The 23,790-nt window shown below is 70.6% G+C and carries 23 protein-coding genes; 9 read left to right on the top strand and 14 right to left on the bottom strand.

Annotation, left to right across the window (positions count from 1 at the left end; all coding sequences use genetic code 11):
- The first annotated feature begins 59 nt into the window (after nt 1-59).
- Entirely contained in the window at nt 60-410 is a 351-nt protein-coding gene (locus tag B5F73_RS00370) for a hypothetical protein (RefSeq protein WP_087224758.1), read from the top strand.
- A gap of 11 nt (nt 411-421) precedes the next feature.
- Here the strand turns inward: B5F73_RS00370 and B5F73_RS00375 are convergent, their stop codons facing one another.
- Nucleotides 422-748, bottom strand: coding sequence for an HIRAN domain-containing protein (locus B5F73_RS00375; protein WP_087224761.1), 327 nt, complete (start codon nt 746-748; stop codon nt 422-424).
- A gap of 164 nt (nt 749-912) precedes the next feature.
- On the opposite strand from B5F73_RS00375, the gene B5F73_RS00380 reads away from it, so the two are divergent.
- Entirely contained in the window at nt 913-1,116 is a 204-nt protein-coding gene (locus tag B5F73_RS00380; protein WP_239379744.1) for a hypothetical protein, read from the top strand.
- Nucleotides 1,117-1,222: 106 nt separating this feature from the next.
- Here B5F73_RS00380 and B5F73_RS00385 read toward each other — a convergent pair whose 3' ends face one another.
- The 4 genes from B5F73_RS00385 to B5F73_RS00400 form a co-directional block, all read right to left on the bottom strand.
- Entirely contained in the window at nt 1,223-2,989 is a 1,767-nt protein-coding gene (locus B5F73_RS00385; protein ID WP_087224767.1) for an ABC transporter ATP-binding protein, read from the bottom strand.
- Nucleotides 2,986-4,716, bottom strand: coding sequence for an ABC transporter ATP-binding protein (locus tag B5F73_RS00390; protein WP_087224770.1), 1,731 nt, complete (start codon nt 4,714-4,716; stop codon nt 2,986-2,988). Before B5F73_RS00390 ends, B5F73_RS00385 begins: the two co-directional genes overlap by 4 nt.
- Nucleotides 4,717-4,840: 124 nt before the next feature.
- Nucleotides 4,841-7,621, bottom strand: a complete 2,781-nt coding sequence (locus B5F73_RS00395) for a molybdopterin cofactor-binding domain-containing protein (protein WP_204206224.1) — start codon at nt 7,619-7,621, stop codon at nt 4,841-4,843.
- A 4-nt stretch (nt 7,622-7,625) separates the two neighbouring features.
- Complete coding sequence (locus B5F73_RS00400) at nt 7,626-8,438, bottom strand: FAD binding domain-containing protein (protein WP_143803102.1); 813 nt, start codon at nt 8,436-8,438, stop codon at nt 7,626-7,628.
- Between the two features lie 394 nt (nt 8,439-8,832).
- On the opposite strand from B5F73_RS00400, the gene B5F73_RS00405 reads away from it, so the two are divergent.
- From B5F73_RS00405 to B5F73_RS00425, 5 genes are all read left to right on the top strand, one after another.
- On the top strand, nt 8,833-9,666 hold the full coding sequence (locus B5F73_RS00405; RefSeq protein WP_158094731.1) for an ATP-binding cassette domain-containing protein: 834 nt from the start codon (nt 8,833-8,835) through the stop codon (nt 9,664-9,666).
- Complete coding sequence (locus tag B5F73_RS00410) at nt 9,657-10,466, top strand: ATP-binding cassette domain-containing protein (RefSeq protein WP_143803103.1); 810 nt, start codon at nt 9,657-9,659, stop codon at nt 10,464-10,466. The genes B5F73_RS00405 and B5F73_RS00410 overlap by 10 nt, the downstream gene beginning before the upstream one ends.
- Nucleotides 10,463-11,185 carry an energy-coupling factor transporter transmembrane component T gene (locus tag B5F73_RS00415; protein ID WP_087224781.1) on the top strand — a complete coding sequence of 241 codons (723 nt, stop codon included), beginning with the start codon at nt 10,463-10,465 and terminating at the stop codon, nt 11,183-11,185. Before B5F73_RS00410 ends, B5F73_RS00415 begins: the two co-directional genes overlap by 4 nt.
- Entirely contained in the window at nt 11,182-11,718 is a 537-nt protein-coding gene (locus B5F73_RS00420; protein WP_087224784.1) for an ECF transporter S component, read from the top strand. The genes B5F73_RS00415 and B5F73_RS00420 overlap by 4 nt, the downstream gene beginning before the upstream one ends.
- A gap of 158 nt (nt 11,719-11,876) precedes the next feature.
- Nucleotides 11,877-13,112: a glycoside hydrolase family 3 N-terminal domain-containing protein gene (locus B5F73_RS00425; RefSeq protein ID WP_087224787.1), complete on the top strand. Its 1,236-nt coding sequence runs from the start codon at nt 11,877-11,879 to the stop codon at nt 13,110-13,112.
- An 8-nt stretch (nt 13,113-13,120) separates the two neighbouring features.
- On the opposite strand, the gene B5F73_RS00430 is transcribed toward B5F73_RS00425, so the two are convergent.
- The 6 genes from B5F73_RS00430 to B5F73_RS00455 all read right to left on the bottom strand — a co-directional run bounded on the left by B5F73_RS00430 (nt 13,121) and on the right by B5F73_RS00455 (nt 17,978).
- Complete coding sequence (locus B5F73_RS00430) at nt 13,121-15,031, bottom strand: heavy metal translocating P-type ATPase (protein ID WP_087224790.1); 1,911 nt, start codon at nt 15,029-15,031, stop codon at nt 13,121-13,123.
- Nucleotides 15,032-15,148: 117 nt separating this feature from the next.
- A complete protein-coding gene (locus B5F73_RS00435) occupies nt 15,149-15,367 on the bottom strand; it encodes a heavy-metal-associated domain-containing protein (RefSeq protein ID WP_087224794.1) in 219 nt (72 codons plus the stop codon).
- Nucleotides 15,368-15,377: 10 nt separating this feature from the next.
- Nucleotides 15,378-15,689, bottom strand: coding sequence for a metalloregulator ArsR/SmtB family transcription factor (locus B5F73_RS00440; protein WP_087224797.1), 312 nt, complete (start codon nt 15,687-15,689; stop codon nt 15,378-15,380).
- Nucleotides 15,690-15,912: 223 nt separating this feature from the next.
- Nucleotides 15,913-16,956 carry a hypothetical protein gene (locus B5F73_RS00445; protein WP_087224800.1) on the bottom strand — a complete coding sequence of 348 codons (1,044 nt, stop codon included), beginning with the start codon at nt 16,954-16,956 and terminating at the stop codon, nt 15,913-15,915.
- Nucleotides 16,957-17,152: 196 nt separating this feature from the next.
- Complete coding sequence (locus tag B5F73_RS00450; protein ID WP_087224803.1) at nt 17,153-17,368, bottom strand: helix-turn-helix transcriptional regulator; 216 nt, start codon at nt 17,366-17,368, stop codon at nt 17,153-17,155.
- A gap of 7 nt (nt 17,369-17,375) precedes the next feature.
- Nucleotides 17,376-17,978, bottom strand: a complete 603-nt coding sequence (locus B5F73_RS00455) for a hypothetical protein (RefSeq protein ID WP_087224806.1) — start codon at nt 17,976-17,978, stop codon at nt 17,376-17,378.
- A gap of 162 nt (nt 17,979-18,140) precedes the next feature.
- Between B5F73_RS00455 and B5F73_RS00460 the strand changes: the two genes are divergently transcribed.
- Nucleotides 18,141-18,719 carry a xanthine phosphoribosyltransferase gene (locus B5F73_RS00460; RefSeq protein WP_087224809.1) on the top strand — a complete coding sequence of 193 codons (579 nt, stop codon included), beginning with the start codon at nt 18,141-18,143 and terminating at the stop codon, nt 18,717-18,719.
- A gap of 173 nt (nt 18,720-18,892) precedes the next feature.
- On the opposite strand, the gene B5F73_RS00465 is transcribed toward B5F73_RS00460, so the two are convergent.
- From B5F73_RS00465 to B5F73_RS00475, 3 genes are all read right to left on the bottom strand, one after another.
- Entirely contained in the window at nt 18,893-19,876 is a 984-nt protein-coding gene (locus B5F73_RS00465) for a hypothetical protein (protein ID WP_204206226.1), read from the bottom strand.
- A gap of 66 nt (nt 19,877-19,942) precedes the next feature.
- A complete protein-coding gene (locus tag B5F73_RS00470) occupies nt 19,943-21,106 on the bottom strand; it encodes an aldo/keto reductase (RefSeq protein WP_087224812.1) in 1,164 nt (387 codons plus the stop codon).
- A complete protein-coding gene (locus B5F73_RS00475; RefSeq protein ID WP_158094732.1) occupies nt 21,103-22,473 on the bottom strand; it encodes an APC family permease in 1,371 nt (456 codons plus the stop codon). Before B5F73_RS00475 ends, B5F73_RS00470 begins: the two co-directional genes overlap by 4 nt.
- 106 nt (nt 22,474-22,579) lie before the next feature.
- Between B5F73_RS00475 and B5F73_RS00480 the strand changes: the two genes are divergently transcribed.
- The gene (locus B5F73_RS00480) at nt 22,580-23,788 is read left to right on the top strand and encodes an immunoglobulin-like domain-containing protein (protein WP_087224815.1); all 1,209 of its coding nucleotides are present in this window, start codon (nt 22,580-22,582) and stop codon (nt 23,786-23,788) included.
- The last annotated feature ends 2 nt before the right edge of the window (nt 23,789-23,790 follow it).

Raw genomic sequence — 23,790 nt, forward strand, 5'->3', positions numbered from 1 at the left:
CATAACCTACGGGTAGTCGTCGGCTATGCTCGTGATGACGTCTAACGAGAGGAGTCGCCATGCCCGTCGTCCACACGTACTGCTCCGCGCCGATCGCGCCCGCCGCGCGGGAGACCCTGAAGGCCGCCTACGGGCGTGCGATCGAGGCCGTGCCCGGCAAGTCCGAGGCATGGCTGATGTGCCTCTTCGAGGACGAGACCCCCATCTACTTCGCTGGGGACGACTCCGAGCCCTCCGCCCTCGTCGACGTGAGCGTGTTCGCCCGCGCCGAGGTGCCGTCGTCCGCGTGGCGAGCCTTCACCGAGGAGGTCACCCCCGTCGTCTGCCGCGAGCTCGGCGTGGACGCCTCCCGGCTCTACATCCGCTACGGCTGGACGCCGGACTTCGGCTGGAATGGCACGAACTTCTGAACGAAGCTACCCTATCGCGCGTCGCGGACGTAGAGTCCAACCATGAGCTGGTGCCAGGGGCTGCGCGCGGGGTCCGCCTTGAGGACGCGGCACTCGAAGACGTCGGCGTGCCCGTAGAACGAGAGTGCGGACACGAGGGTGTTCTCGCTGGCCGGGACAAACCCGAGCTTGGTGCCCTTCCATCTGATCGCGATGGCTTCTGGGTCGTGCGGGTTGTCGCGCTCCGGAACGAGGTCGAGCTGCATGCCCGCCTTGAGCTCCCCGATGACGAGCGCCCCGTCCCAGTACTGGAACCCGGCGACGTAGAACGTGGCGACGTGCTTTGACGGCTCGTACATGACATCCTCCTCCGTAGAGGTCCTTGTCGGCGGCTTGTCCGCCTGTTGGGCACAGCGTAGGGGAGGGACCGGACAATAACTCGGAGTTCGCGGGTCAGGCGTCGCGTCTCATGATTGTGTGACAATCGAGCCCGCCTGGACTGGCACGGAGAGAGGAGAACCCGGTGGCCGAGAAGGACGACACGGCGCGGCTCGCCGCCTATGACGAGTTTGCCGCGAGCGTGCGCGATGAGCTTGCCGCCACGGTCGCGCGCATGGACGAGCTGGCGGCGGCAGGCAAGGTGAAGACCGCCACCTACCGGCAGCTCTTCGCCGCGCGCGTCACGCTCAAGGAGATCGACGCCCGCCTGCGCGAGCGCGGGCTGTAGGGACAAGCCCGCCGAAACAGAGAAACGGCACAGACAGGGGCCTTCTGGAGGCAGATTCTGTGCCGTTTCTCTGTCTCGGCGCGAGAGACGTGCTACGGGCCCCCTGCTACTCGGTGGGCGCGAACTGGGCCTCGTAGATGCGCTTGTAGCGCCCGCCGGCGGCGAGCAGCTCGTCGTGGGTGCCGCTCTCGGCGATCCTACCGTCGGCCACCACGCAGATGACGTCGGCGTCGCGCACGGTTGAGAGGCGGTGCGCCACCACGAAGCTCGTGCGGCCCTCCATGAGGCGCGCCAGGGCGCGCTGGACCAGGAGCTCGGTGCGGGTGTCGATGTTGGACGTGGCCTCGTCGAGGATGAGCATCGCCGGGCGTGCGAGCATGACGCGCGCGATGCACAGCAGCTGCCGCTGGCCCGCGGAGAGCGAGGCGGAGCCGTCGAGCACCGTGTCGTAGCCCTGCGGCAGGCGCATGATGAAGTCGTCGGCGTAGGCCTCGCGGCAGGCGGCGCGCACCTCCTCGAGCGTGGCGTCGGGACGTCCCATGCTCACGTTCTCGCGCACCGTGGCGCGCCGCACCCAGGTGTCCTGCAGCACCATGCCCCAGCCGGCGCGCAGGCTCGCGCGCGTGAGGTCGCGCACGTCGTGGCCGTCGACGCGCACGGCGCCGCCATCCACGTCGTAGAAGCGCATGATGAGGTTGATGAGGGTGGTCTTGCCGCAGCCCGTCTCGCCCACGAGGGCGACGCGCATGCCCGGGCGAACGCGCAGGTCCACGTCGGTGAGGACCGGGCGGCGCGGGTCGTAGCCAAAGGCCACGTGGTCCAGGTCGACCTCGCCGCGCGGCTCGGCCAGCACGACGGCGCCCGGGGCGTCCGGCTCCTCGGGCGGCACGTCGAGCAGGGCAAAGAGCCGCCGCGCGCAGGCAACGGAGTTCTGGAGCTCGGTTGCCACGCCGGAGATGTCGTTGAAGGGCTTGGCGTACTGGTCGGCGTAGCCGAGGAAGGCCGAGAGCCCGCCCACGGTGATGCCGCCGCCCATGGCCACGAACGCGCCGAAGATGCCGATCGCGGCGTACACCAGGGCGTTCGCGAAGCGCGTGGTGGGGTTCACCAGGGACGAGAAGAACACCGCCTTGAAGCTCTCCTCCCCGAGGGCCGCGTCGGTCCGGGCGAAGCGCTCGTGGACGGCGTCGGCCATGTCGAAGGTCTCGATCGCGGAGATGCCGCCGACCATCTCCTCCACGTAGGCCGTGAGCTCGCCGCGCAGCCGCGTCTGGCCCGAGAAGTGCTTGGCGCTGTGCGTGGCGATGAAGCGCGCGGTGAAGATCGAGATGGGCGTGAGCAGCGCGACCACGGCCGCGATGGCGGGGTTAAGCGCGAACATGAAGACGAGGGTCACCACGATCGTGAGCACGCCGACGGGCAGCTGCTGGAAGGCCATGAGCAGGCCGTTGGTGAGCATGTCGGCGTCGGTGACGATGCGCGCGGCGAGGTCGCCGTGCCCGTGGGAGTCGATGTAGGAGAGCGGGAGCTCCTGCAGGTGGTCGAAGGCGCGCCCGCGCAGCGTGAGCGCCGCCCCGAAGGCGAGGCGGTTGGTGACCGCGGTGAGCGCCCACTGGCAGACCGCCGTCGCGCCGAGCGTGAGGGCGATCCAGGCGAGCGAGCGGCCCAGGCCGACGAAGTCGACCTGCCCCACGCCCACGACGCAGTCGACGGCGCGCCCGGAGAGCACGGGCAGCGCGAGTGTGCCCACGACCACGGCGACCGTGAGGACCGCGGCGGACACGAGCGAGCCGCGCCTGTCCGAGAAGAGCGCGAGCACGCGGCGGACGGTCTCCGACGTGGCGGAGCCGGACCGGAGGTTCTTCTCGCTCATCGCTCCACCTCCTCTGCGGTGAGCTGGGACTCGCAGATCTCGCGGTAGACGGGGCAGCCCGCGAGCAGCTCCTCGTGGGTGCCCAGGCCCACCTGCTGCCCGCCGTCGAGCACGAGGATCTGGTCGGCGTGGCGCACGGCGGTCACGCGCTGCGAGATGGTGACCACGGCCATGTCGGCGCAGTCGCGGGCGATGGCGCGGCGCAGCGCGGCGTCGGTGGCGAAGTCGAGCGCCGAGGAGGCGTCGTCGAGGATGAGGACGCGCGGCCGGCGCGCGAGGGTCCGCGCGATGGTGAGGCGCTGGCGCTGGCCGCCGGAGAAGTTGCGGCCAAACTGCTCGACCTGCGCGTCGAGGCCGCCCTCCTTGCCGGCGACGACTCCTGTGGCCTGCGCGGTGGCGACGGCCGCCTCGAGGTCCTTCTCGCTGGCGTGCGGGTCTCCCCAGCGCAGGTTGGAGGCGATGGTTCCCGAGAAGAGCGTGGCGCCCTGCTCGACGAGCGAGACCTGGCGGCGAAGCGTGTGGCGCGTGAGGTCGCGCACGTCGTGGCCGCCCACCTTGACCTCGCCCCCGGTGACGTCGTAGAAGCGCAGGGCGAGGCTCGCGAGCGTGGACTTGCCCGAGCCGGTGCCGCCGATCACGCCGAGCGTGGCGCCCGGGGCAAGCGCGAAGCTCACGTGGGAGAGCGCGTCGCCAGCGGCGCCGGGGTAGGAGAAGCTCACGTCGTCGAAGGCGAGCGCGGGAGCGCCCTGCTCGGGCGCCGCGTCGAGGGTGCCGTCCGCGAGGGTGGGCTCGGTCTCGAAGACCTCGTTGATGCGCTTGGCGCAGGCGGAGGCCTTGGCGAGAAGGACGATGAGGTTCGTGAGCTTGAGGAGCTCGACGAGCGCCTGGCTCACGTAGCTCACGAGCGCCACGAGCTGGCCCTGCGTGAGGCCGCCGACGTTCACCTGGGCGCCGCCGAACCACAGCAGGGCGACGAGGCCGCAGTTCACGGTCACGTAGGTGAGGGGGTTCACGAGGGCGGAGATGTCGCCGGTCGTGACCTGGCGGTCGCGCACGGTCCTCGCCGTCTGCGCGAAGGCCGCGCGCTCGGCGTCCTCGCGGCGGAACGCGCGCAGGACGCGGACGCCCTCGAGGTTCTCGGAGACGCCGAGCTGGACCTCGTCGAGGCCGCGCTGGATGTCACGATAGCGGCTCGCGGTCACGCGCATGAAGCCGAGGACCAGGGCGCCCGCCACGAGGACGGCGACGAGCAGCACCGCCCCCTCGACGCCGTCCACGATAAAGGCCGCGATCACGGTGCCGAAGGTGACGAACGGGGAGCGCAGGATCAGGCGGAAGAACATGTTGAGCCCGTCCTGGACCTGCTGGGAGTCGTTGGTGAGGCGCGTGACCAGGCTCGCGCGGCCAAGGCGCTCCACGTCCTCGCGCGAGAGCGAGAGCACGTGGCGGAAGAGGTCGTCGCGCATCGCGGTGCCGAAGGCGGCGGCCAGGCGCGAGCAGAAGAACTGCGCGGTGACCGCGACCACCCACGCGAGGACGCCCATGCCCACGAGCAGCGCGCCGTGGGCGAGCACGTAGCCGGCGTCGCGCGTGGCGATGCCGACGTCGATGACCTGGGCCATCACGAGCGGGACGAGGAGCTGCAGCAGCGCCTCGAGCATCTTGAAGAGCGGTGCCAGCACGCACTCGGCGTAGTGGCCCGCGAGGTAGCGCCTGAGCTTGAACATGCGACCTCCGCGGCGGGGGCGGACAACCTCTCGATTCTAGCGCGCGTGCGGCCGGAGGTTCTTCTCGGCTGGTTGACCCGTTCGAAGCCCTGACGTGCGCCTGAGGGAGGCCTGACGCTCGGGGCTACTCCGCAGCGAAGACCTTGCTCGGGGTGATGGGCAGGTCGCGCACGTAGCGGCCCGTGGCGTGGGCCACGGCGCTCATGACCGCGGGGGAGGGCGTGTTGATGACGACCTCGCCGATGGACTTGGCGCCGAAGGGGCCCGTGGGCTCGAAGCTCGGCATGAACTCCACGCGGGGCTCGGGCACGTCCATGCGGGTGGGCAGCTTGTAGGTCATGAGGCTGCCGGTGCGCAGGTTGCCGCGCTCGTCGCGGAGCACGTCCTCGGTGAGCGCCATGCCGATGCCCTGGGCGATGCCGCCCTCGGCCTGCACGCGCGCGAGCGCCGGGTTGATGACGGTGCCGCAGTCCACGACGGCCGCGTAGTCGGTGACCGTGACCTTGCCCGTGGCCTTGTCGACCTCGACCTCGGCGACGCCGGCCATGTAGGGCGGCGGCGAGGTGGGCTGGGCGTTGGTGCCGTGGCCCTCGAGCATGCCGGGGTGCAGGCCAAAGCCGATGAGCTTGTTGGCCAGCGCGGCCACGGTCATCTCCTGATCGCCGCAGCGCACGCTCTCGCCGTCAAACTCCACGTCCTTCTCGTCCGCGCCGAAGACGCGCGCCGCCTGCTCGCGGATCTGCCGGATGAGGTCCTCGGCCGCGCGCACGACGGCGCCGCCGGTGGTGTAGGTGCCCGACGACGCGTAGGCGCCGGTGTCGAAGGGGGAGGTGTCGGTGTCCACGCCCTTGGTGACGATGCGGTCCACGTCGCACCCCAGCGCCTCGGCGGCCATCTGGGCGAGGATGGTGTCCGCGCCGGTGCCCACGTCGGTGGCGCCGATGGAGAGCACGTAGAAGCCGTCGTCCTCGAGGCGGATGTCCACGTTGGCGATGTCCACCATCGCGATGCCGGAGCCCTGCATCGTGAGGGCCACGCCCAGGCCGCGCACGCGGTCGCCGAGGTCCTCGCGAAGCGGTCGGTCGCGCCAGCCCGCCATGTCCATCGCGCGCGTGAGGCACTCGTCGAGGCGGCAGCTGTAGAGGTGCTCGTCGTTCAGCTGCCAGAGGGTCTCGCCGGGACCCACGAGGTTCTTGAGGCGCAGCTCGCACGGGTCCATGCCCAGCTCGTCGGCCATCTCGTTGACGGCGGACTCCACGGCGAAGCAGCCCTGCGTCGCGCCGTAGCCGCGGTAGGCGCCGCCCGGGGTGGTGTTGGTGTAGGCCACGTCGTAGGAGAAGCGGCTGGCCGCGACGTGGTTGTAGATCGGCAGCGCCTTGCCGCCTACGAGCGTGACCGTGGTCGTGCCGTGGTAGCCGTAGGCGCCGGCGTTGGAGAGGGCGTAGAGGTCGATGGCGCAGATCGTGCCGTCGCGCCGGGCGCCCATGCGGACCTTGAGGACCATCTCGTGGCGCGTGTTGGAGCAGCTCATGGTCTCCTCGCGCGTGTAGGTGCACACGCATGGGCGGCCGGTCCTCATCGCGGCGAACGCGGCGAAGGGCTCGTTGCAGCCGCTCTGCTTGGCGCCAAAGCCGCCGCCCACGCGCGGCTTGATGACGCGCACCTGGCGCTTGGGGATCCCCAGGGCGTTGGCCACCTGGCGGCGGATGTGGAAGGGCACCTGCGTGGAGCTCACCACGGTCACGCGGCCAAAGGCGTCGGTGTAGGCGAAGGAGCGGAACGTCTCCATCATGGACTGCTGCGTGGCCTGCGTGCGGTAGGTGCGCTCGATCACGACGTCGGCGTCGGCGAAGGCGGCGTCCAGGTCGCCGTGGACGCGCTCGCCGTGCGCCACGAGGTTGCGTCGCGGGTCGCCGGACTTGTCGCCGCCGGGCGCCCAGTCGTCCTCGTCGTGGATGACGGTGGCGTTGTCCAGCGCCTCCTCGACGTCCAGCACGGCGGGGAGCTGCTCGTAGGTGACCTTCACGGCACGCACGCCGGCGGCCGCGGCGGCCTCGGTCTCGGCCACGACCATGGCCACCTCGTCGCCCACGTAGCGCACGTGGCGGTCGAGAAGGACCGTGTCGTAGGGGCTCGGCTCGGGGAAGGACTGGCCGGCAAGCGTGAAGCGGTGGTGCGGCACGTCGTCCGGGCCAAAGACCGCCACGACGCCGGGGACCTCGAGCGCGCGGCTCTTGTCGACGTCCAGGACCCGTGCGTTGGCGTATCGGCTGCGCACGAGCTTCACCACGAGGGCTCCCTCGGGCGCGAGGTCGGCCGTGTAGACGGGCGCGCCGGCGAGAAGGGCGCCGGAGTCCTTCTTCGCCACGGGGCGCGCGATCTGGGCGTGGCTCTCGCCCGACTCGGTGGTCGGGTCAGCGGGCACCTCGCGCGGCGGCAGCTCGCCGCCGTTTGCGTGGCGGGCGAGGAAGCGGCGGATCGCGCGCATCTGGCTCGCGTAGCCGGAGCAGCGGCAGAGGTTGCCGGAGAGGTAGCGGCGCACGGTCTCGTCGTCGGCGTCCGCGTGGGCGGCGTCGAGCGCGAGCACGGCCATCTCGAGGCCCGGCGCGCAGAAGCCGCACTGCTCGGCGCCCTCCTCGGCGAGGCACTGGGCGAGCAGCTCGCGGCGGCCGTCGCGCATGCCCTCGAGCGTGGTGACCTCGCGGCCGTCCACGCGTGCCATGAGCACGGAGCACGAGAGCACGGGCTCGCCGTCCAGAAGCACGGTGCACAGACCGCAGTTGGAGGTCTCGCACGCGCACTTGACGGACTTGTAGCCGTGGGCGCGGCAGAAGTCGAAGAGCGTCATGTCTGCCCGGACGTCCTCGGTGAGCGTCGCGCCGTTCAGGGTGAGGGTGATCTGCATGGCTCTAGGCCTCCTTGTCGGCGCGGGGCTTGGCGGCGGCGCGCTCCACGGCGCGGCGGACGAGGGCGGGGGCCACGGCGCGGCGCCACGCGGCGGTCCCGCGCAGGTCGTCGCCAAAGTCCAGGCTCTCGGCGAGCTCGCAGACGGCGTCAAGCTCGGCGGGGGAGAAGTCGGCGCGCAGCGGGATGCGCTCGCCGCCGGTGATCAGCGTCGCCTTCTTGGGGCGCGCGCCCACGGTGACGTGCCACGACCCCTGCCAGCAGGCCGCCGCCGCGTTGAGCGCCGAGAAGTCGGTCGCGGCGTTGCGCACGGACTCGAAGGCGGCGCGATAGCGGTGCTTGCGCACGATGACGTGCGTGAGGATGTCGTTTCTCGCCCCGCGCTCGACGAACGGGATGATCGGGCACGTGCCCGCGCCCTCGAGCTCGACCTCGGTGTCGAGCGCGAGCAGCGCCGTGACGACATCCGAGAAGCCCATGCGCGCGTAGAGCGAGCCGCCCACGGTGGCGAGGTTGCGGAACTGCGTGCCCACGACGTCGCGGACGGCCTCCGTGAAGACGCCGCAGGTGGAGGCCTGGAAGCGCTCGTGGTTCTCGAGCTGGCCGAGGGTCACCATCGCGCCGATGCGCCACGCGTCCCCGGTCTCCTCGATCTTGTCGAGCCCGCAGCGCGAGAGGTCGATCCCCAGTGGCGAGGTGCGGTCCGCGAGGCGCAGCCACATCATGCCGCCGATGACCGTGGCCTGGCGGTTCTCCTGCAGGAGCTCGTAGGCCTGGCGCGTCGTGGCGGGGCGGACGTACTTCTCGAAGGTGAGCACGTGTCCTCCTTGTTTTTCTCGGTGATGGGACAAGGATAGCGCAGGTGGCGGACGTCTCCGGGCTCGCCGTTGTACATTCGCTGCTATAACGCCGCGGCGGCGCGATTCTAGAAATCGTGGGCCTTGTCATGGGGGCGTCTAGGAAATCGAGGGCTTGTCCGCCGAGGTCGCGCCGAAGCCATGCAAAACCCGCCTTTTGACGGTCCGTGCGGGACAAGGGGGCGTATTTCTAGAGTCGCTCGGGACAAGGGCCCCGATTCTCGGAGTCACTCGGGACAAGGTCCCGGATTCTTAGAAGCCCTCGTGACAACCGCGCCGAATCCTGGAATCGTGCCGCAGACGGTCGACACGGGTAGAATTGACGACGCCGTGTCAGCTACGACGTCATCGGGAGGTGGGCAGGACGGGCGAGAAGATCGTGGAGGCGCGCGACGTGACCCATGCGTACGCACCGGGCCGGCCCACGCTGCGCGGCGTCTCGCTCGACGTGGCGCCGGGCGAGTTCGTGGCGGTCGTGGGCGAGAACGGCTCCGGCAAGACCACGCTCGCGCGCCACCTGAACGCCCTCCTCCCCCTGCAGTCCGGCGAGCTCGCCGTCGCGGGCATCGACGCCGGCGACCCCACGCGCGTCTGGGAGCTGCGCCGCGCCTGCGGCATGGTCTTCCAGACCCCCGAGAACCAGTTCGTCTCCACGCTGGTGGGGGAGGACGTGGCCTTTGGGCCCCGCAACTTTGGCGCGGGCGAGAAGGACGCGCGGCTCGCCGCCGTCCGGGCGCTCGCGGACGTGGGACTCGCGGGGTTCGAGCGACGCGACGTCCACACGCTCTCCGGCGGCCAGCAGCAGCGCGTGGCGCTGGCCGGCGTGCTCGCGAGCGACCCGGACGTGCTCGTGCTCGACGAGGCGACCTCGATGATCGACCCCCAGGGGCGCGACGAGCTCGTGCGCGCCGTGCTGCGTGCCCGCTCCGAGCGCAGCACGGCGCTCGTGTGGGTCACGCACGACATGGAGCTCGCCGCCCGTGCCGACCGCGTGGTGGTCATGCGCGCGGGCGCCGTCGCCGCCGCGGGCGTGCCGGCCGAGGTCCTGTCCGACCGCGCGCTGCTCGAGTCGGCGGGCCTGGAGCCCCCGCTCGCGACGCGCGTCTGGGAGGGGCTCGTCCGTCGCGGCGCCGCCTGCGGCCCTGCGCCGGTCACGGTGGAGGGGCTGGTGAGCGCCCTGTGCGACTGACGGTCGAGCATATGAGCCTCTCCTACGAGGGGCCGGCGGGCGAGCGGGTCACGGCGCTCGCCGACGTGTCCCTCGCGCTCTCGGGCGGCGTCTGCGGCCTCATGGGGAGGACGGGGTCCGGCAAGACGACCCTGCTCGAGGTCATGGCCGGCGCGACGCGCCCCGACTCGGGCCGCGTGCGCATGGAGGGCGCGGGCGGGGTCGGGCTCGTGTTCCAGATGCCCGAGCGGCAGTTCTTCGAGCGCACGGTCGAGCGCGAGATTACCTTCGGCCTGCTCGCGCGCGGCGTCGCCGCCGACGAGGCACACGAGCGGGCGGCGCGGGCGCTCGCGCTCATGGGGCTTACCCTGGACGAGCTGGGCGCGCGCTCGCCCTTCTCGCTCTCCGGAGGCCAGCAGCGGCGCGTCGCGATCGCCTCCGTGCTCGCGCTGCGCCCGGGGCTGCTCCTGCTCGACGAGCCGACCGCCGGGCTCGACCCGCGCGCCCGCCGCGCCTGCCTCGACGCCGTGCGCGCCGCAGCGGAGGACGGCGCCACCGTGGTCGTTGCCAGCCATGACGCCAACGCGCTCGCCGAGGTCGCCGACCGCCTCGTCGTGCTCGAGGACGGCGGCGTCACCCTCGACGGCCCCGCGCGCGACCTTCTCGCCGACGCGCCCCTCATGCGCGACCACGGCCTGGAGCCCGCCTGCGCCGCCCGCGCCGCGCTCGCCCTGCGCCGCGCCGGCCTCGCCGTCGCGGGCGCCCCGCTCACGGCCGAGGAGCTGGCCGACGCGATCGCGCGGGGGAGGGGGTCGGCATGAGGTCCTCGGTCGGATACGTGTGGGTCGACTCCCCGCTGCACCGCGCCCCCGCAGCGGCCAAGCTCGTGGGGCTCCTCGTCGCGGTCGCCCTCGTCGTGCTCGCGTCCTCGCCGGTCGAGCTCGCGCTCGCGGCCTTCGGCGTCGCCGCGCTCGTCGCCGCATCGCGCGTGGGCTGGCGCGCGGCGCTCCGCTCCCTCTGGGGGCTCCGCTGGTTTCTGCTCGTCGTGCTCTGCATGAACGCGCTGTTCTTCTCGGCCTCTGACCCGCTGCTCTCGCTCGGGCCCGTGCGCCTCACCCTCGCCGGCGCCGCCCAGGGAGCCCGCATCGTCGCCCGCACGGCGCTCGTGGTGGTGCTCGGCACGCTGCTCACCGCGACCACGCGGCCCCAGCAGCTCACCTCCGGCGTCCGCGACCTCCTGCGCCCGCTCGCGCGCCTCGGCGTTCCCACCGAGGCCGCGGCGCTGGCGGTGGGGGTCACGGTGCAGTTCGTCCCGACGCTGCTGCGGGAGAGCCGCCAGCTCATGCGGGCCCAGGCCCTGCGTTGTGGCCCGGCCTCCTCGGGTGGTATTATGCGACGCGCCGTCAGCTATGTGCGACTGCTCGTCCCCGTGTTCGTGTCCGCGTTCCGGCGCGCCGACGAGCTGTCCGTCGCGATGGAGGCGCGCGGGTACCGCATCGACGGCCGTCCCGGGCGCCCCGGAGGGGAGAACCGTCCATGAGCTCCGTCAAGAGGGTCGTCGTCGCCGCGGTCTGCGCCGCGCTGGGCATCGTTCTGCCGATGGCGTTCCACGCCGTCCCCGGCGCCGGAAACGCCTGGCTGCCCATGCACCTGCCCGTCATGATCTGCGGTCTCGTGGCCGGTCCCGCCGCCGGAGCCGCCACGGGTCTTCTCGCCCCCGTGCTCTCGAGCCTGCTCACCGGCATGCCCGCCGCGCCCATGCTGCCGTCGATGACCTGCGAGCTCGTCGTCTACGGACTGGTGTCGGGCCTGCTCTCCTCGCGCGTCCGCACGGGGCGCCTGACGCTCGACCTCTACGTCTCGCTCGTCGGGGCCATGGTCTGCGGCCGCGTCGTGGGCGGGCTGCTGCAGGCGCTGATCTTCTCGGCGGGCTCCTACTCCCTGGCGGCATGGGCCGCGGGCTACCTGCTGACCGGCCTGCCGGGCATCGTGCTGCAGCTCGCCGTCGTGGTGCCGGTCGCCGTCGCGCTGGAGCGCGCCGGGCTGGTGGAGCCCCGCTACCCGCAGCGCTAGTCCTTCTCGCCCTCCTTCGTCCGCCCCGCGCGAGGGTATGAAATAGCGCACACAACCTAAACCAGAAGTGCACATACCCTCTCGGCGCGGCCGTCTGGGCGGGCCGGGTGGCGCCCCCCGTATAATGGGGTGCCGACAAGAACGACGAAAGGCGTGACATGCCCGACCTTCGCCCCATCACCCGCCGCCAGGCCCTCGCCGCCGGGGGCACGCTGCTCGCCGCGACGCTCGCCGGGTGCTCCGGCATCCCGGGCTCCGTCCCCGAGGAGGAGCGCGGGACCGTGAGCGACCGCCCCGCGCCGGACGTCGAGGAGGAGCCCGCCGCCCCCGAGGACCCGCTCGAGGCCGAGGTCAGCGCCGCGATGGAGAAGCTGACGCTCGAGCAGAAGATCTGGCAGCTCTTCGTCGTGCGCCCCGAGGCCGTCACGGGCGTGGAGGTCCAGACCGCGGCCGGGGAGGCCACGCGCGCCGCGCTTGCCGAGCGACCGGTCGCCGGCATCTGCTACTTCGCCGCCAACCTGCTCGACGCCGACCAGACGCGCTCGATGCTCTCCAACACGATGGCGTACGGGCGCGAGGTCAACGGCCTGCCGATGTTTCTGTGCGTGGACGAGGAGGGCGGCACGGTCTCGCGCGTGGGCGGCAACCCCGGCTTTGGCGTGGACAACGTGGGCAACATGTGCGACGTGGGCGCGACCGGCGACACCGCCTACGCCCAGGAGGTCGCCAAGGGCATCGGCACCTATCTCGACTACCTCGGCTTCAACGTGGACTTTGCCCCTGACGCCGACATCGCCAACAACCCGGACGGCACGATGGGCCTGCGCTCCTTTGGCGCCACCGCCGACGTCGTGGCTCCCATGGTGGCGGCCCAGGTGCGCGGCTTCGCCGACGCGGGCATGCTCTGCGCGGCAAAGCACTTCCCGGGGATCGGCGGCGCGCTCGGCGACAGCCACGACACCTCGATCTACTCCGAGAAGACCCTCGACGAGATTCGCGCCGAGGAGCTGCGGCCCTTCGAGGCCGCGATCGAGGAGGACGTGCCCTTCGTCATGGTGGGCCACCTCTCGATGCCCAATGTCACCGGTGACGATGACCCCGCCTCCATCTCGAGCGAGATAGTGACCGACCTCCTGCGCAATGAGCTTGGCTACGAGGGGATCATCATCACCGACTCGATGGGCATGGGCGCCGCGACGGAGGCCGTGGGCGTGGAGCGCGTCGCGGTGGCGGCGATCTCCGCCGGCGTGGACATCGTGCTCATGCCGGCCGACCTCGATGCCGCCTACCAGGGCGTGCTCGACGCGGTGACGTCGGGCGAGCTCACCGAGGAGCGCATCGACGAGTCCGTGCGCCGCATCGTTCGCACCAAGCTGAGCCGCCTGGAGGCGTAGGGGCCGCCCTAGTCCCGCCCGACGCGCATGCAGCGCATGGCGTTCATGATCGCGATCATGGCCACGCCCACGTCGCCAAAGACGGCGAGCCACATGTTGGCGACGCCGAGGGCCGCGAGCGCGAGGATGAGCACCTTGACGCCGATCGCGAACACGATGTTCTGCCAGACGATCCGCATGGTCCTTCTCGCCAGGCACATGGCGCTCGCGATCCTGGAGGGCTTGTCGTCCATGAGGACGACGTCGGCGGCTTCGATCGCGGCGTCGGAGCCCATCGCGCCCATGGCGATGCCCACGTCGGCGCGCATGAGGACGGGCGCGTCGTTGATGCCGTCGCCCACGAAGGCGAGCCGCGCCCCGTCCCTCTCGTCCTCGAGCAGGCGCTCCACGGCGCGGACCTTGTCCTCGGGCAGCAGCTGCGCGCGGACCTCGTCGATGCCCAGGCGCGCGGCGACGGCCTCGGCGACGTCCGTGCGGTCGCCGGTCAGCATGACGCAGCGGCGCACCCCGGCGGCGTGGAGGTCGGCGACCGCCGCCTCGGCGTCTTCCTTCACCACGTCCGCGATCACGATGTGGCCAACGTATGCGCCGTCGACGGTGACGTGCAGGATCGTGCCCGTGAGGTCGCAGTCGTGCCAGGAGGCCCCGTATTCGGTCATGAGCTTGTCGTTGCCCACCATGACCAGGTGCTCGTTCACGCGCGCGCTGACGCCGTGACCGGACTCCTCGCGCACCTCGTCGATCTTCTCGCGGTCGATCTCTCCGGAGTAGGCGGCGCGCACGGACACGGCGATCGGGTGGTCCGAGAAGGACTCGGCGTGCGCCGCCATGGAGAGCACGTAGTCGGGGTCCACGCCCGCCTCGGGGTGCACCGCCACCACGTTGAAGGTGCCGCTCGTGAGCGTGCCGGTCTTGTCAAAGACCACGGTGTCCACGTGGGCGAGGAGCTCGAGGTAGTTGGAGCCCTTGACGAGGATGCCCAGGCGCGACGCGCCGCCGATGCCGCCGAAGAAGGAGAGCGGCACGCTGATCACGAGCGCGCACGGGCAGCTCACGACGAGGAAGGTGAGGCCGCGCAGGATCCAGTCGGACCAGGGGCCCAGGCCCGCGAGCGGCGGGACCACGGCGAGAAGGACCGCGGAGATCGTGACGACGGGCGTGTAGACGCGGGCGAAGCGCGTGATGAAGTTCTCGGTGCGGGCCTTCTTCTCGCTCGCGTTCTCAACGAGCTCGAGGATGCGGGCGACGGTGGACTCGCCGTAGGGCTTGGTCGTGCGAACGCGCAGGACGCCGGTCATGTTGACGCAGCCGGAGATGACCTCCGCGCCCGGCTCCACGTGGCGCGGGACGGACTCGCCGGTGAGCGCGGCGGTGTCGAGCTGGGACGTGCCGTCCGTGACCACGCCGTCGATGGGCACGCGCTCGCCGGGCTTGACCACGATCGTCTCGCCCACGGCGACCTCGGCGGGGTCCAGCTCCACGAGCTCGCCGTCCTTCTCGACGTTGGCGTACTCGGGCGCGATGTCCATCATGGCCGCGATGGAGGCGCGGCTCTGGCCCACGGCGTAGCTCTGGAAGAGCTCACCCACCTGGTAGAAGAGCATGACCGCGGCGCCCTCGGCCATGTGGGGGTCGGTGTCGGGGAAAAACACCATCGCAAAGGCGCCGAGGGAGGCGACCGACATGAGGAACGCCTCGTCGAAGGCCTCGCCGCGGCGGATGTTGCGCGCGGCCTCGAGCAGGGTCTTGTAGCCGGCGATGAGGTAGGGGACGAGGAAGAGGGCAAAGCTCGCGTAGACGTCGCCCGGCGTGCCAAACAGCGTGGCGAGAAGCCCGCTCTGCTCGACGGCGAGCGCGGCCGCGAAGAGGGCGAGGGCGATCACGATGCGGTTGCGCCAGCGGCGCTGCTTCTTGTTCATGGTGATGACTCCTCCTAGGGGCCCGGCGGCAAAGGTCGTCTGCTCAAACAGTCCTCGCCGCAGAGGGCGCGGCTGCGGAACTCGCGACCGACCTTTGCCGCCAGGCCCGCTGAACTGTCAGCGGACGATCTCGCAGTCGGGCTCGACGCGCGCGGCGAGGGCGACGACGCGGTCGAGCACGTCGTCAAAGCGCTCGTCCGCCGCGGTGAGCGTGAGCTTCTGCGTCAGGAAGTTGACGGAGACGGCGTCGACGCCGTCGAGTGCGGCGAGCTCGTCCTGCAGCTTGCGCGCGCAGTTGGCGCAGTCGATCTCGTCGAGCCTGAATGACTTGCGCATGGGAGTCTCCTTACTCGCAGATGTGGGACATGCCCTGGCTGAGCATGGTGTAGACGTGGTCGTCGGCGAGCGAGTAGAGCACGTTGCGGCCGTCGCGCTGGAAGCGGACCAGGCGCGCCTGCTTGAGGGTGCGCAGCTGGTGGGAGACCGCGCTCTGCGTGCTGCCGGTCTCCTCGGCGATGTCCGCGACGCAGAGCTCGCGGCCCATGAGGGCGTAGAGGATCTTGATGCGGGTGGTGTCGCTGAACACCTTGAACAGGTCGGCGAGGTCGTAGAGCAGCTCCTCGTCGGGCATCTCGGTGGGGGTGGGCTCCTCGGCCATGTGCGCTCCTCTCGTTCGTATGTGAGTATGATTATATGAGCACACGTTCATATGTCAACGGGGACTTTCTGAGGCGGCGTCGGGTTCTTCTCGGCTGGAAAATTGCGGTTGGTAACGTTTTTCGTCGCAATTCTGTTACCAACCGCAATATGCCAACCTCCACATTGCGGTTGGTAACGTTTTTTGGCCTAAAACTGTTACCAACCGCAAGCTGTCCGGAGCGCTACCGTCGCAGCAGGGCGCCCCAGTCCGGCAGCGGCATCGGCCCTGTGGGCGCGAGCGGCGAGCCCACGCGCGGCACGCCGTAGAGCTCGAGCTTCTGGACGAGCTCGGTCACCCCGGCCGCCTCCTCGTAGGTGAAGCGCAGCACCGAGACGTCGTAGGCGGTGATGAGCCCCTCGCGCTTTCGCTGGTCGAGAAGAACCTGCTGCGGCGTGCGCCCCCGCGCCATCTCGGGATCGAGCAGCTTGCGCAGGCCGTCGCACTCGCCCGCGATTACGCGTCCGTCGGTGCGCACCCAGACGAAGTCCACGCGGAACGTCCGTCCCGGGTGCAGCGGGTCGGGCACCTCGACCTGCTGCGCCGGGAGCAGGTAGCCCTGCTCGATCATCACGGCCCGGGCGATCGACTCGCCGCCGCTCTCGGCGAGGCCGGTGGCACGGACGAACGTCGACAGGGCGCGCTTGGCGTCGCGACAGGAGCCGACCCGGCGGTAGGCGTATTCGACGAAGTCCTGCCACGCCACCCCGCATGCACCCATCGCCCAGTCGGCGACGACCATGCCCTCGCGAAAGCTCATCCAGCGCAGGGAGTCGAGCACGGTTCTAAGGAGCGGGGTCACGTGAAGGCCCCCGCGCCAGATAGGCCGCTCGCGCGCGTCGTCTGCCAGCGTCGTGCTGTGATGGGTGACCAGGGCGGTGCGGGCGGAGGCGTTTCCGCTCTCGCGCAGCACGTGCAGGGGGCGCTGCCAGGCGTAGGGGACGTCACAGCCGAGCGCGAGCGCGGCGGACGGCCCGCAGAAGACCCAGTCGGGATGGCGGCGCTGGACGGCGCGCATGATGGCGAGCGTCTGCTCGGAGAAGCCCAGCCCCTCCCACCAGGAGCGCTGGACAAAGAGCCCGCGGGCGGACGAGACGACCGTGCCCGTCTCACCCGTTCGCCTCAGGCAGGCCACCTGCAGACGCTTCTCGGATGGCGTCGCGCACGCGCCGCGCGCCTCCGCCTCTGCGAACAGCGCTCGCAGCTCCCGCTCGACCTTCTCGCTCATGGCACCTCCCGTCGTGGGAGGCATTCTTTCACGAGCGGGCAAGGGGCGTCGGCGACGCATATGAGACAACCCTTGATATATTCAAAACATATCGCCGAGAAGAACGTCAGGCCGTAAATCCTCGGTAGGGGGCTAGCTGCAAGCTATCGGTAACACGCTTACGGGCGCCACGTTTCGGTGAGCGGTGCCCCAGCCGTCAGGTCTCGGGCTCGTCAGGCACGTACTCGAGGATGTCGCCGGGCTGGCAGTCCAGCTCGCGGCAGATGGCGTCGAGCGTGGAGAAGCGCACGGCGGAGATTTTGCCGCACTTGATGCGCGAGAGGTTGACCTCGGTGAGCCCGATCTTCTCGGCGAGCTCCTTCGAGCGCATCTTGCGGTCCGCGAGCACGCGGTCGAGTCGAAGCACGATCATCGCAGCCTCACAGCAGCTCGTCGTCCTGCTTCTGCAGGATGCAGCCGTACTCGAACATGCGGCAGATCGCGAACAGCAGCGCCCCGATCGCGAGCGCGCCGGTGTCGACGATCACCGTACCCGTTGGGATGAAGGCGGCCTCCACCATGAGCTGGCTCGCCACCGCTCCGGAGATCGCTCTCCCCACGAGGTGCAGGATGCCCGGCACAAAGGCCGCCAGGACGAGAAAGACGGAGGTGCGCCTGAGGGCGCGCACCACGTCGAGCGAGAAGACCTCGCCCGTTCTCGCGACGCGCTGGCAGACGCGCGTGGCGCCGAGGTAGGCGACGAAGGTGAGCGCGCCGCCCACGGCGCTCGCCACCTGATAGGGCGCCGCGCCGCCGAGGCGCGTGACGCCGCCAAGGTCGGCGGACGTGGTGAAGAACGCGGCGAGCAGGTCGCGGCCGCCCTCGACCATGCCCACGCGCGTCAGGTCGGCCGCGAGCCCGAGCGACACCACCGTCATGATGAGCGACCCCGCGGCCACGATGGCACAGAGCCACGCGGCCACGTTCGCCGTGCGTCGGATGCGGTGGTCGGCGTCGGAGCGTGTCAGGGTCTCGTTGGTCATTGTGATCACCCCGTTCTTCTCGCCAGCAGTTCTTATCGTTCTTATACCACTAATTATCGACTATCGATAAGTACGGACGAGTTTTAAGGCGAACGGCACCAAACGAGCGCCGAGCGTGCATAATGGACGGGACGTCAACACCACCACGAGAGGGGCAGGCGCATGAAGGAGCTTGAGGACCGCATCCGCCAGGACGGCATCGTTCGCGAGGGCAACGTCCTCAAGGTCGACAACTTCCTCAACCACCAGTGCGACGTGGCCCTCTACGACCACATGGGCGCCGAGTGGGCGCGCCTCTTCGCCGGCAAACGCATCGACAAGATCCTCACGATCGAGGCCTCCGGCATCGGCATCGCGTGCGTGGCGGCAACCCACTTTGGCGGGGTGCCCGTGGTCTTTGCGCGCAAGACCGAGTCCAAGAACCTTGACGGCGACCAGTACCGCACCAACATCACGAGCTACACCAAGGGCCGCGAGTACCAGGTCATCGTTGCCAAGCGCTTCCTCACGGCGGGCGAGCACGTGCTCATCATCGACGACTTCATGGCCATGGGCTGCGCGATGAACGGGCTGCTGCAGATTTGCGACGAGGCCGGCGTCATCGTGGAGGGCATCGGCATCGCCATCGAGAAGGGCTTCCAGCCGGGTGGCGACGAGCTGCGCCGCCGTGGCTACCAGGTGGAGTCGCTCGCCATCGTGAAGTCGATGGACGCCGCGACCGGGGAGATCGAGTTCGCGTAGGCGTCGCGGGCGGGCGTTCTTCTCGCCACGGGTGCCAGCTTGCTATTGGTAACGAATGAGGGCCCCAAAGTGTTACAAAGCGCAAAGCCGAGAACGACAGCTTGCGGTTGGTAACACTTTGGGCCCAAAAACGTTACAAAGCGCAAAATGCGCGCGGGCGAGAAGAACGTGCGCTAGGAGCGCTTGCGCCCAAAGAACGGCAGGATCGGCAGGCGGCCGCGGTACGGGCTCACGAAGTCCTCCTCGCCGATCTGCTCGGACTCCTCGACCTCGGGGGAGACGCTCTCCACCACGCCGTTGGGCACGTCGGCGACGGGCATGTCGGTGATGTCGGGGACCACGGTCGCGACGGGCGCCTCCTCGCCGGCGGCCTCCGCGGCCGTCTCGGCCTTCTCGCGGTAGCGGACCATCATGTCGCGTTGCAGCTCCACGACGCTCGGCGGCGCCCAGATCAGCGCGTTGGCGCCGGCGGCGATGGTGGCAGCGGCGGTCTCGTCGTCGCGGCCGCCGGTGGCGATGATCGGCAGCGCGGGGAATGCGGCGCGCAGCTCGGCGATGACCTCGGGCGTCCGGCGCCCGGCTGCCACGTTGATGACGCGTGCGCCCGACTGGATCTTCTCGGCCGCCTCGTTGTCGAAGCGCGTGATCGTGGCGATGACGGGGATGTCCACGGTCGAGGCGACCTGGGCGACCATCTCCGGCGTGGCGGGGGAGTTCAAGACCACGCCCGCGGCGCCCTGCATCTCGGAGACGGCGGCAAGCTCCGCGGCGCGCCGCCCGGTGGTGGTTCCGCCGCCCACGCCCACGAAGAGCGGGGCCTCGGCTACCGTGAGCAGCGCCTGCGTGATGGCCGGCTGGGCGGTGAACGGGTAGACGGCGAAGATGGCGTCGGCGTTGGAGTTGCGGATCGCGGCGACGTCGGTGGAGTAGAGCAACGTCCGGATGCGGCGACCGAAGAGCGTGAAGCCGCTGCACTCCTCGTAGTTGTCCGGCACGCGTAGCGGCGCCTTGCGCAGGCGGCCCTCGATCGGCATGGGGCCGTCGGCGGCGGGGACCAGCTCGTGGGTCGCGTGACCCACCTCGAAGATGCCGGAGCGCAGGGCCCCGGTGACGCCCTGCTCGGTCGACTCGTTGTTCTCGACGTTCGTGTCCTCCACGGTCCCTCCCGGGTCTCGCATGCTTTCAGCCACTGTTTTGTTCCCCGTCGGCGGGGTTCGTATACGCTACCCCTCGGCGTCCGTCTCGAACTCCGCCGCCACCTCGCGCAAAAGCTCGCGGATCGGCAGGTGCTGCGGGCAGGCCCGCTCGCAGGCGCCGCAGCCCACGCACTCCGAGGCCAGGCCGTGGCCGTTGCCGGTGTGCGTGGTGCGGTAGTAGTACCCCGCGGAGTCCTCGTTGTAGCCGCGCTTGGCGTTGAGGCACGAGAAGAGCTCGGGGATGTTGATCCTTCTGGGGCAGCCGTCGACGCAGTAGCGGCAGCCGGTGCACTCGACGACGTCCTGCCCGCGCAGGATCTGCGCCACACGCTCGACGGCGGCGCGCTCCTCGCGCGTGAGCGGCACGAGCGGCGAGAAGGTCCGCACGTTCTCCTCGACCATCGCCGGCGTGCCCATGCCGGAGAGCACCATCTCGACGCCCGGGAGGCTCGCCGCGAAGCGCAGCGCAAAGCTCGCCGGCGAGCCGGGGCCCGCGGCGGCCAGGGTCTCGCGCGCCTCGTCGGGCAGGTTCACGAGCATGCCGCCCTTGACGGGCTCCATCACGATGACGGGCTTGCCGTGGGCTGCGGCAACCTCGCAGCACGCGCGGCTCTGGATCACGCCGCTCTCCCAGTCTAGGTAGTTGACCTGCAGCTGGACGAACTCCATGTCGGGGTGGTCGGTGAGGATGCGGTCCAGGAACGCCGCGTCGCTGTGGAAGGAGAACCCCACGTGGCGCACGAGCCCGGCGTCGCGCGCGGCGAGGGCCTCGTCGTAGGCGCCGCAGCGCTGGTACTTGTCGTAGTTGCTCGGGCCCTGCGAGTGCATGAGGTAGTAGTCGAGGTAATCCACGCCGCAGGCGCGCAGCTGGTCCTCGATGAGCGGTCGGATGTCCTCGCGGCGCTCGAAGCTGCCGGGGGAGAGCTTGTCGGCGAGCAGGAAGTCGGAGCGGTCGTGGCGCGCGGCGAGCGCGGCGGCGACGGCGGGCTCGGAGTTGCCGGAGTGGTAGGGTCGCGCGGTGTCGAAGTAGTTGAGGCCGCCGTCGAGGAAGGCGTCGACCATCTGGGAGAACGTCCCCAGGTCGACGGTCTTGTCGTCGTTTACGGGCAGACGCATGCACCCAAAGCCGAGCTTGCCTCGTGCGGTCTCGAAGGGTGCGCGCCGCGCGGCGCCCCGGTCTGTGTTGGTCATGACGCTCCTCTCCCTCGCTGCCGGACCATTGTACGCCCGCTGCGGGCCGCCCAGGACAGGGCGAGAAGGACGGCGAGCTCGAGCGCCGCGAACGCGACGCGCGCGGGCTCGGCGAGCCCCGAGAGCCCCACGAAGAGGCAGCATGCGGTCGCGAGCACCGGGGCGACGCGGCCGCGCAGGACGCCGGCCCGGCCGTCGCGGCGCATGCGCCAGGCCGCGGCGAAGTAGGGGAGCATGAGCAGCATCGCGAGGCAGACGCTCACCTCGGAGACGTCGCCGTTGGGGATGAGGCCGCCGGCCTGCGCGAGCGCGTGGACGCCGCTCCAGGCGAGCATGCAGAGCGTGGCGAGGCCGGCGCCCAGAAGGTTCGCCCCCGAGGCCCCCGACTCGCGTACGAGGCGCCTGCCGCCGGGCAGGTCGCCGCGGGCCGCGAGCGCCTGCGGGAGGCGCTGCAGCGAGAGCACGAGGCCGTTGCCGGTCCCGAGCACGGCGAAAAACGCGATGAGGTTGGGCCATGCCGCCGCCCGCTCGCCAAAGAGCCGCGAGAAGAGCAGCGCGAGGCTGCCGTCACCGGCGTCCATGACGGCGGCGGGACCGAGCGTGACGGAGAGCCCCACGAAGTAGACGAGGTAGAGGGCGAGTATGGCAAGCGGCGCCACGACGAGCGCGATCGGCAGGTTGCGCTGGGCGTGACGCAGCTCCGGGGCGATGGAGGTCGCCGCGGGCCAGCCGTCAAAGGAGAAGGCGATCGGCGCCGCGGCGGCGAGCCAGGCGAGGCCGCCGCCGGTTCCGGCCGGCGGGACCACACCGCCCGTCTGGGCGCGCCCGGAGATCACGGCGACCAGCCCGATCGCCCCCACCGCCAGAAGCGGCGCCACCTTGACCACGGTGAGCGCGTTCTGCGCCCAGCCCGAGAGCCGCGGCGCGAGCGCGTTGACGAGCGAGCAGGCGAGCATGAGCGCGAGGCCGATCCCCATCTGCTGCGCGAGCGTGCCCGGCAGCCCGAGCACCATGCACGCGTAGACGCCGGCGACCCAGAAGATCACCGCCGAGATGGACGGCAGGTAGACGAAGGCGTAGTGCAGGGCGATCAGCCGGGCGAAGCGGGGCGAGACGAAGCGCTCCGCGTAGTCCACCAGCCCGCCCGCGCCGTCGGTGCGCGCGGCGAAGAGCGTGAGGCAGAGGCCGCCAAAGACGATGTAGGTGGCGGCGAGGCAGAACATGACCACGCCGGCCCCGATGCTGCCGCCGGTGGCTATGAGCACGTTGTCGGACTTGAAGAAGATGCCCGACCCGATGCAGATGCCCATGATGAGGCAGATGGCGGTCGTGAGCGAGTAGCGACGTCGCGCGTCCTTCTCGGCCATGGTCGTTCGCCCCCTCTCGTCGCTCGGTCGGAACATGGTACCCGCTGGTCGACCCGCGGGGCGAGAAAAGACGATAATCACATCGAAGACGGAGAGAGGGGTCCGCATGACGCAATCGAGAAGACCGCACCCGAGGACGCGACCCGCGCACGCGCCCCGGACCGCGCCGACCCGGCCGGGCTCGCCCCGGCGCGCGCCGCAGCAGGGCCGCCGTCCCGCCAGACGCCGCCGGCGCCCCGTCGCGCCGCTGGTCGTCGCGGGCGTCGTGGCCGTGTGCGTCGTCGGTGCGCTCGCGTGGGGCGTCGTCTCGCTCGTGGGGGCGCTCTCGGGCGCCGTAGCGCCGACCGGTGCGGACGAGCGTCCCATCGTCACCGACGCCGCGGTCTCCGGTCCCGGCGAGATCGTGATCGGCCTCAACGGGGACGAGGACACCTACGTCCTCGTCGGCGAGGAGTACCTCGAGGCCGGCGCCCACGCCGCGGAGCCCGCCGACGGCGTCCTCAACGACAGGATCGAGGTCTCCGGCGAGGTGGACACCTCCAAGCCCGGCGACTACGACGTCACCTACCGCGTCCGTGACTCCTCGGGCCACGAGGCGCAGGCCGTGCGCACGGTCCACGTGGTCGACGAGATGGAGACCATGGACGGCGGCGTGCCGATCCTCATGTACCACTACGTCTACTCGGCGGACAACCCGCCCGCCGCGCTCGACGGAAACTACCTGCTCGACACCAAGCTGGAGGAGCAGCTCGCCTACCTCGTGGAGAACGACTTCTACTTCCCGTCCTACCCCGAGCTCAAGGCTTTTCTCGAGGGCGAGCACAGCCTTCCCGCCCGAAGCGTCGTGCTCACCTTCGACGACGCCGAAGCGGGCTTCCTCGACGTGGGCATCCCGATTCTCGAGAAGTACCGCGTGCCCGCCACGTCGTTCGTGATCTGCTCCGACGCGGACGCCGCGCAGAAGATCGTCGACCACCGGAGCCCCTACGTCTCGTTCCAGTCGCACTCCTACGGACTGCACCAGGCCGGCGGCACCGTGGGGCACGGCGGGCTGATCAGCGCGCTCACCACGGACCAGATCGTCGAGGACCTGACGCACGCGCAAAAGATCCTGGGCGCCACGGAGGCCTTCGCCTACCCGTTTGGCGACGTGACGGCCGACGGCCAGCAGGCCGTGCGCGACGCGGGCATCCTCTGCGCGTTCACGACGCAGAACTCCTGGGCGCACGTGGGCGACGACGTCACCGCGCTGCCGCGCGTGCGCATCTCCGCGGAGTACGAGCTCTCGGGCTACGCGTCGCTCGTCAACGGCTAGCG

The organism is Olsenella sp. An270 (genome assembly GCF_002159735.1).
In the GTDB taxonomy this organism is placed as follows: domain Bacteria; phylum Actinomycetota; class Coriobacteriia; order Coriobacteriales; family Atopobiaceae; genus Thermophilibacter.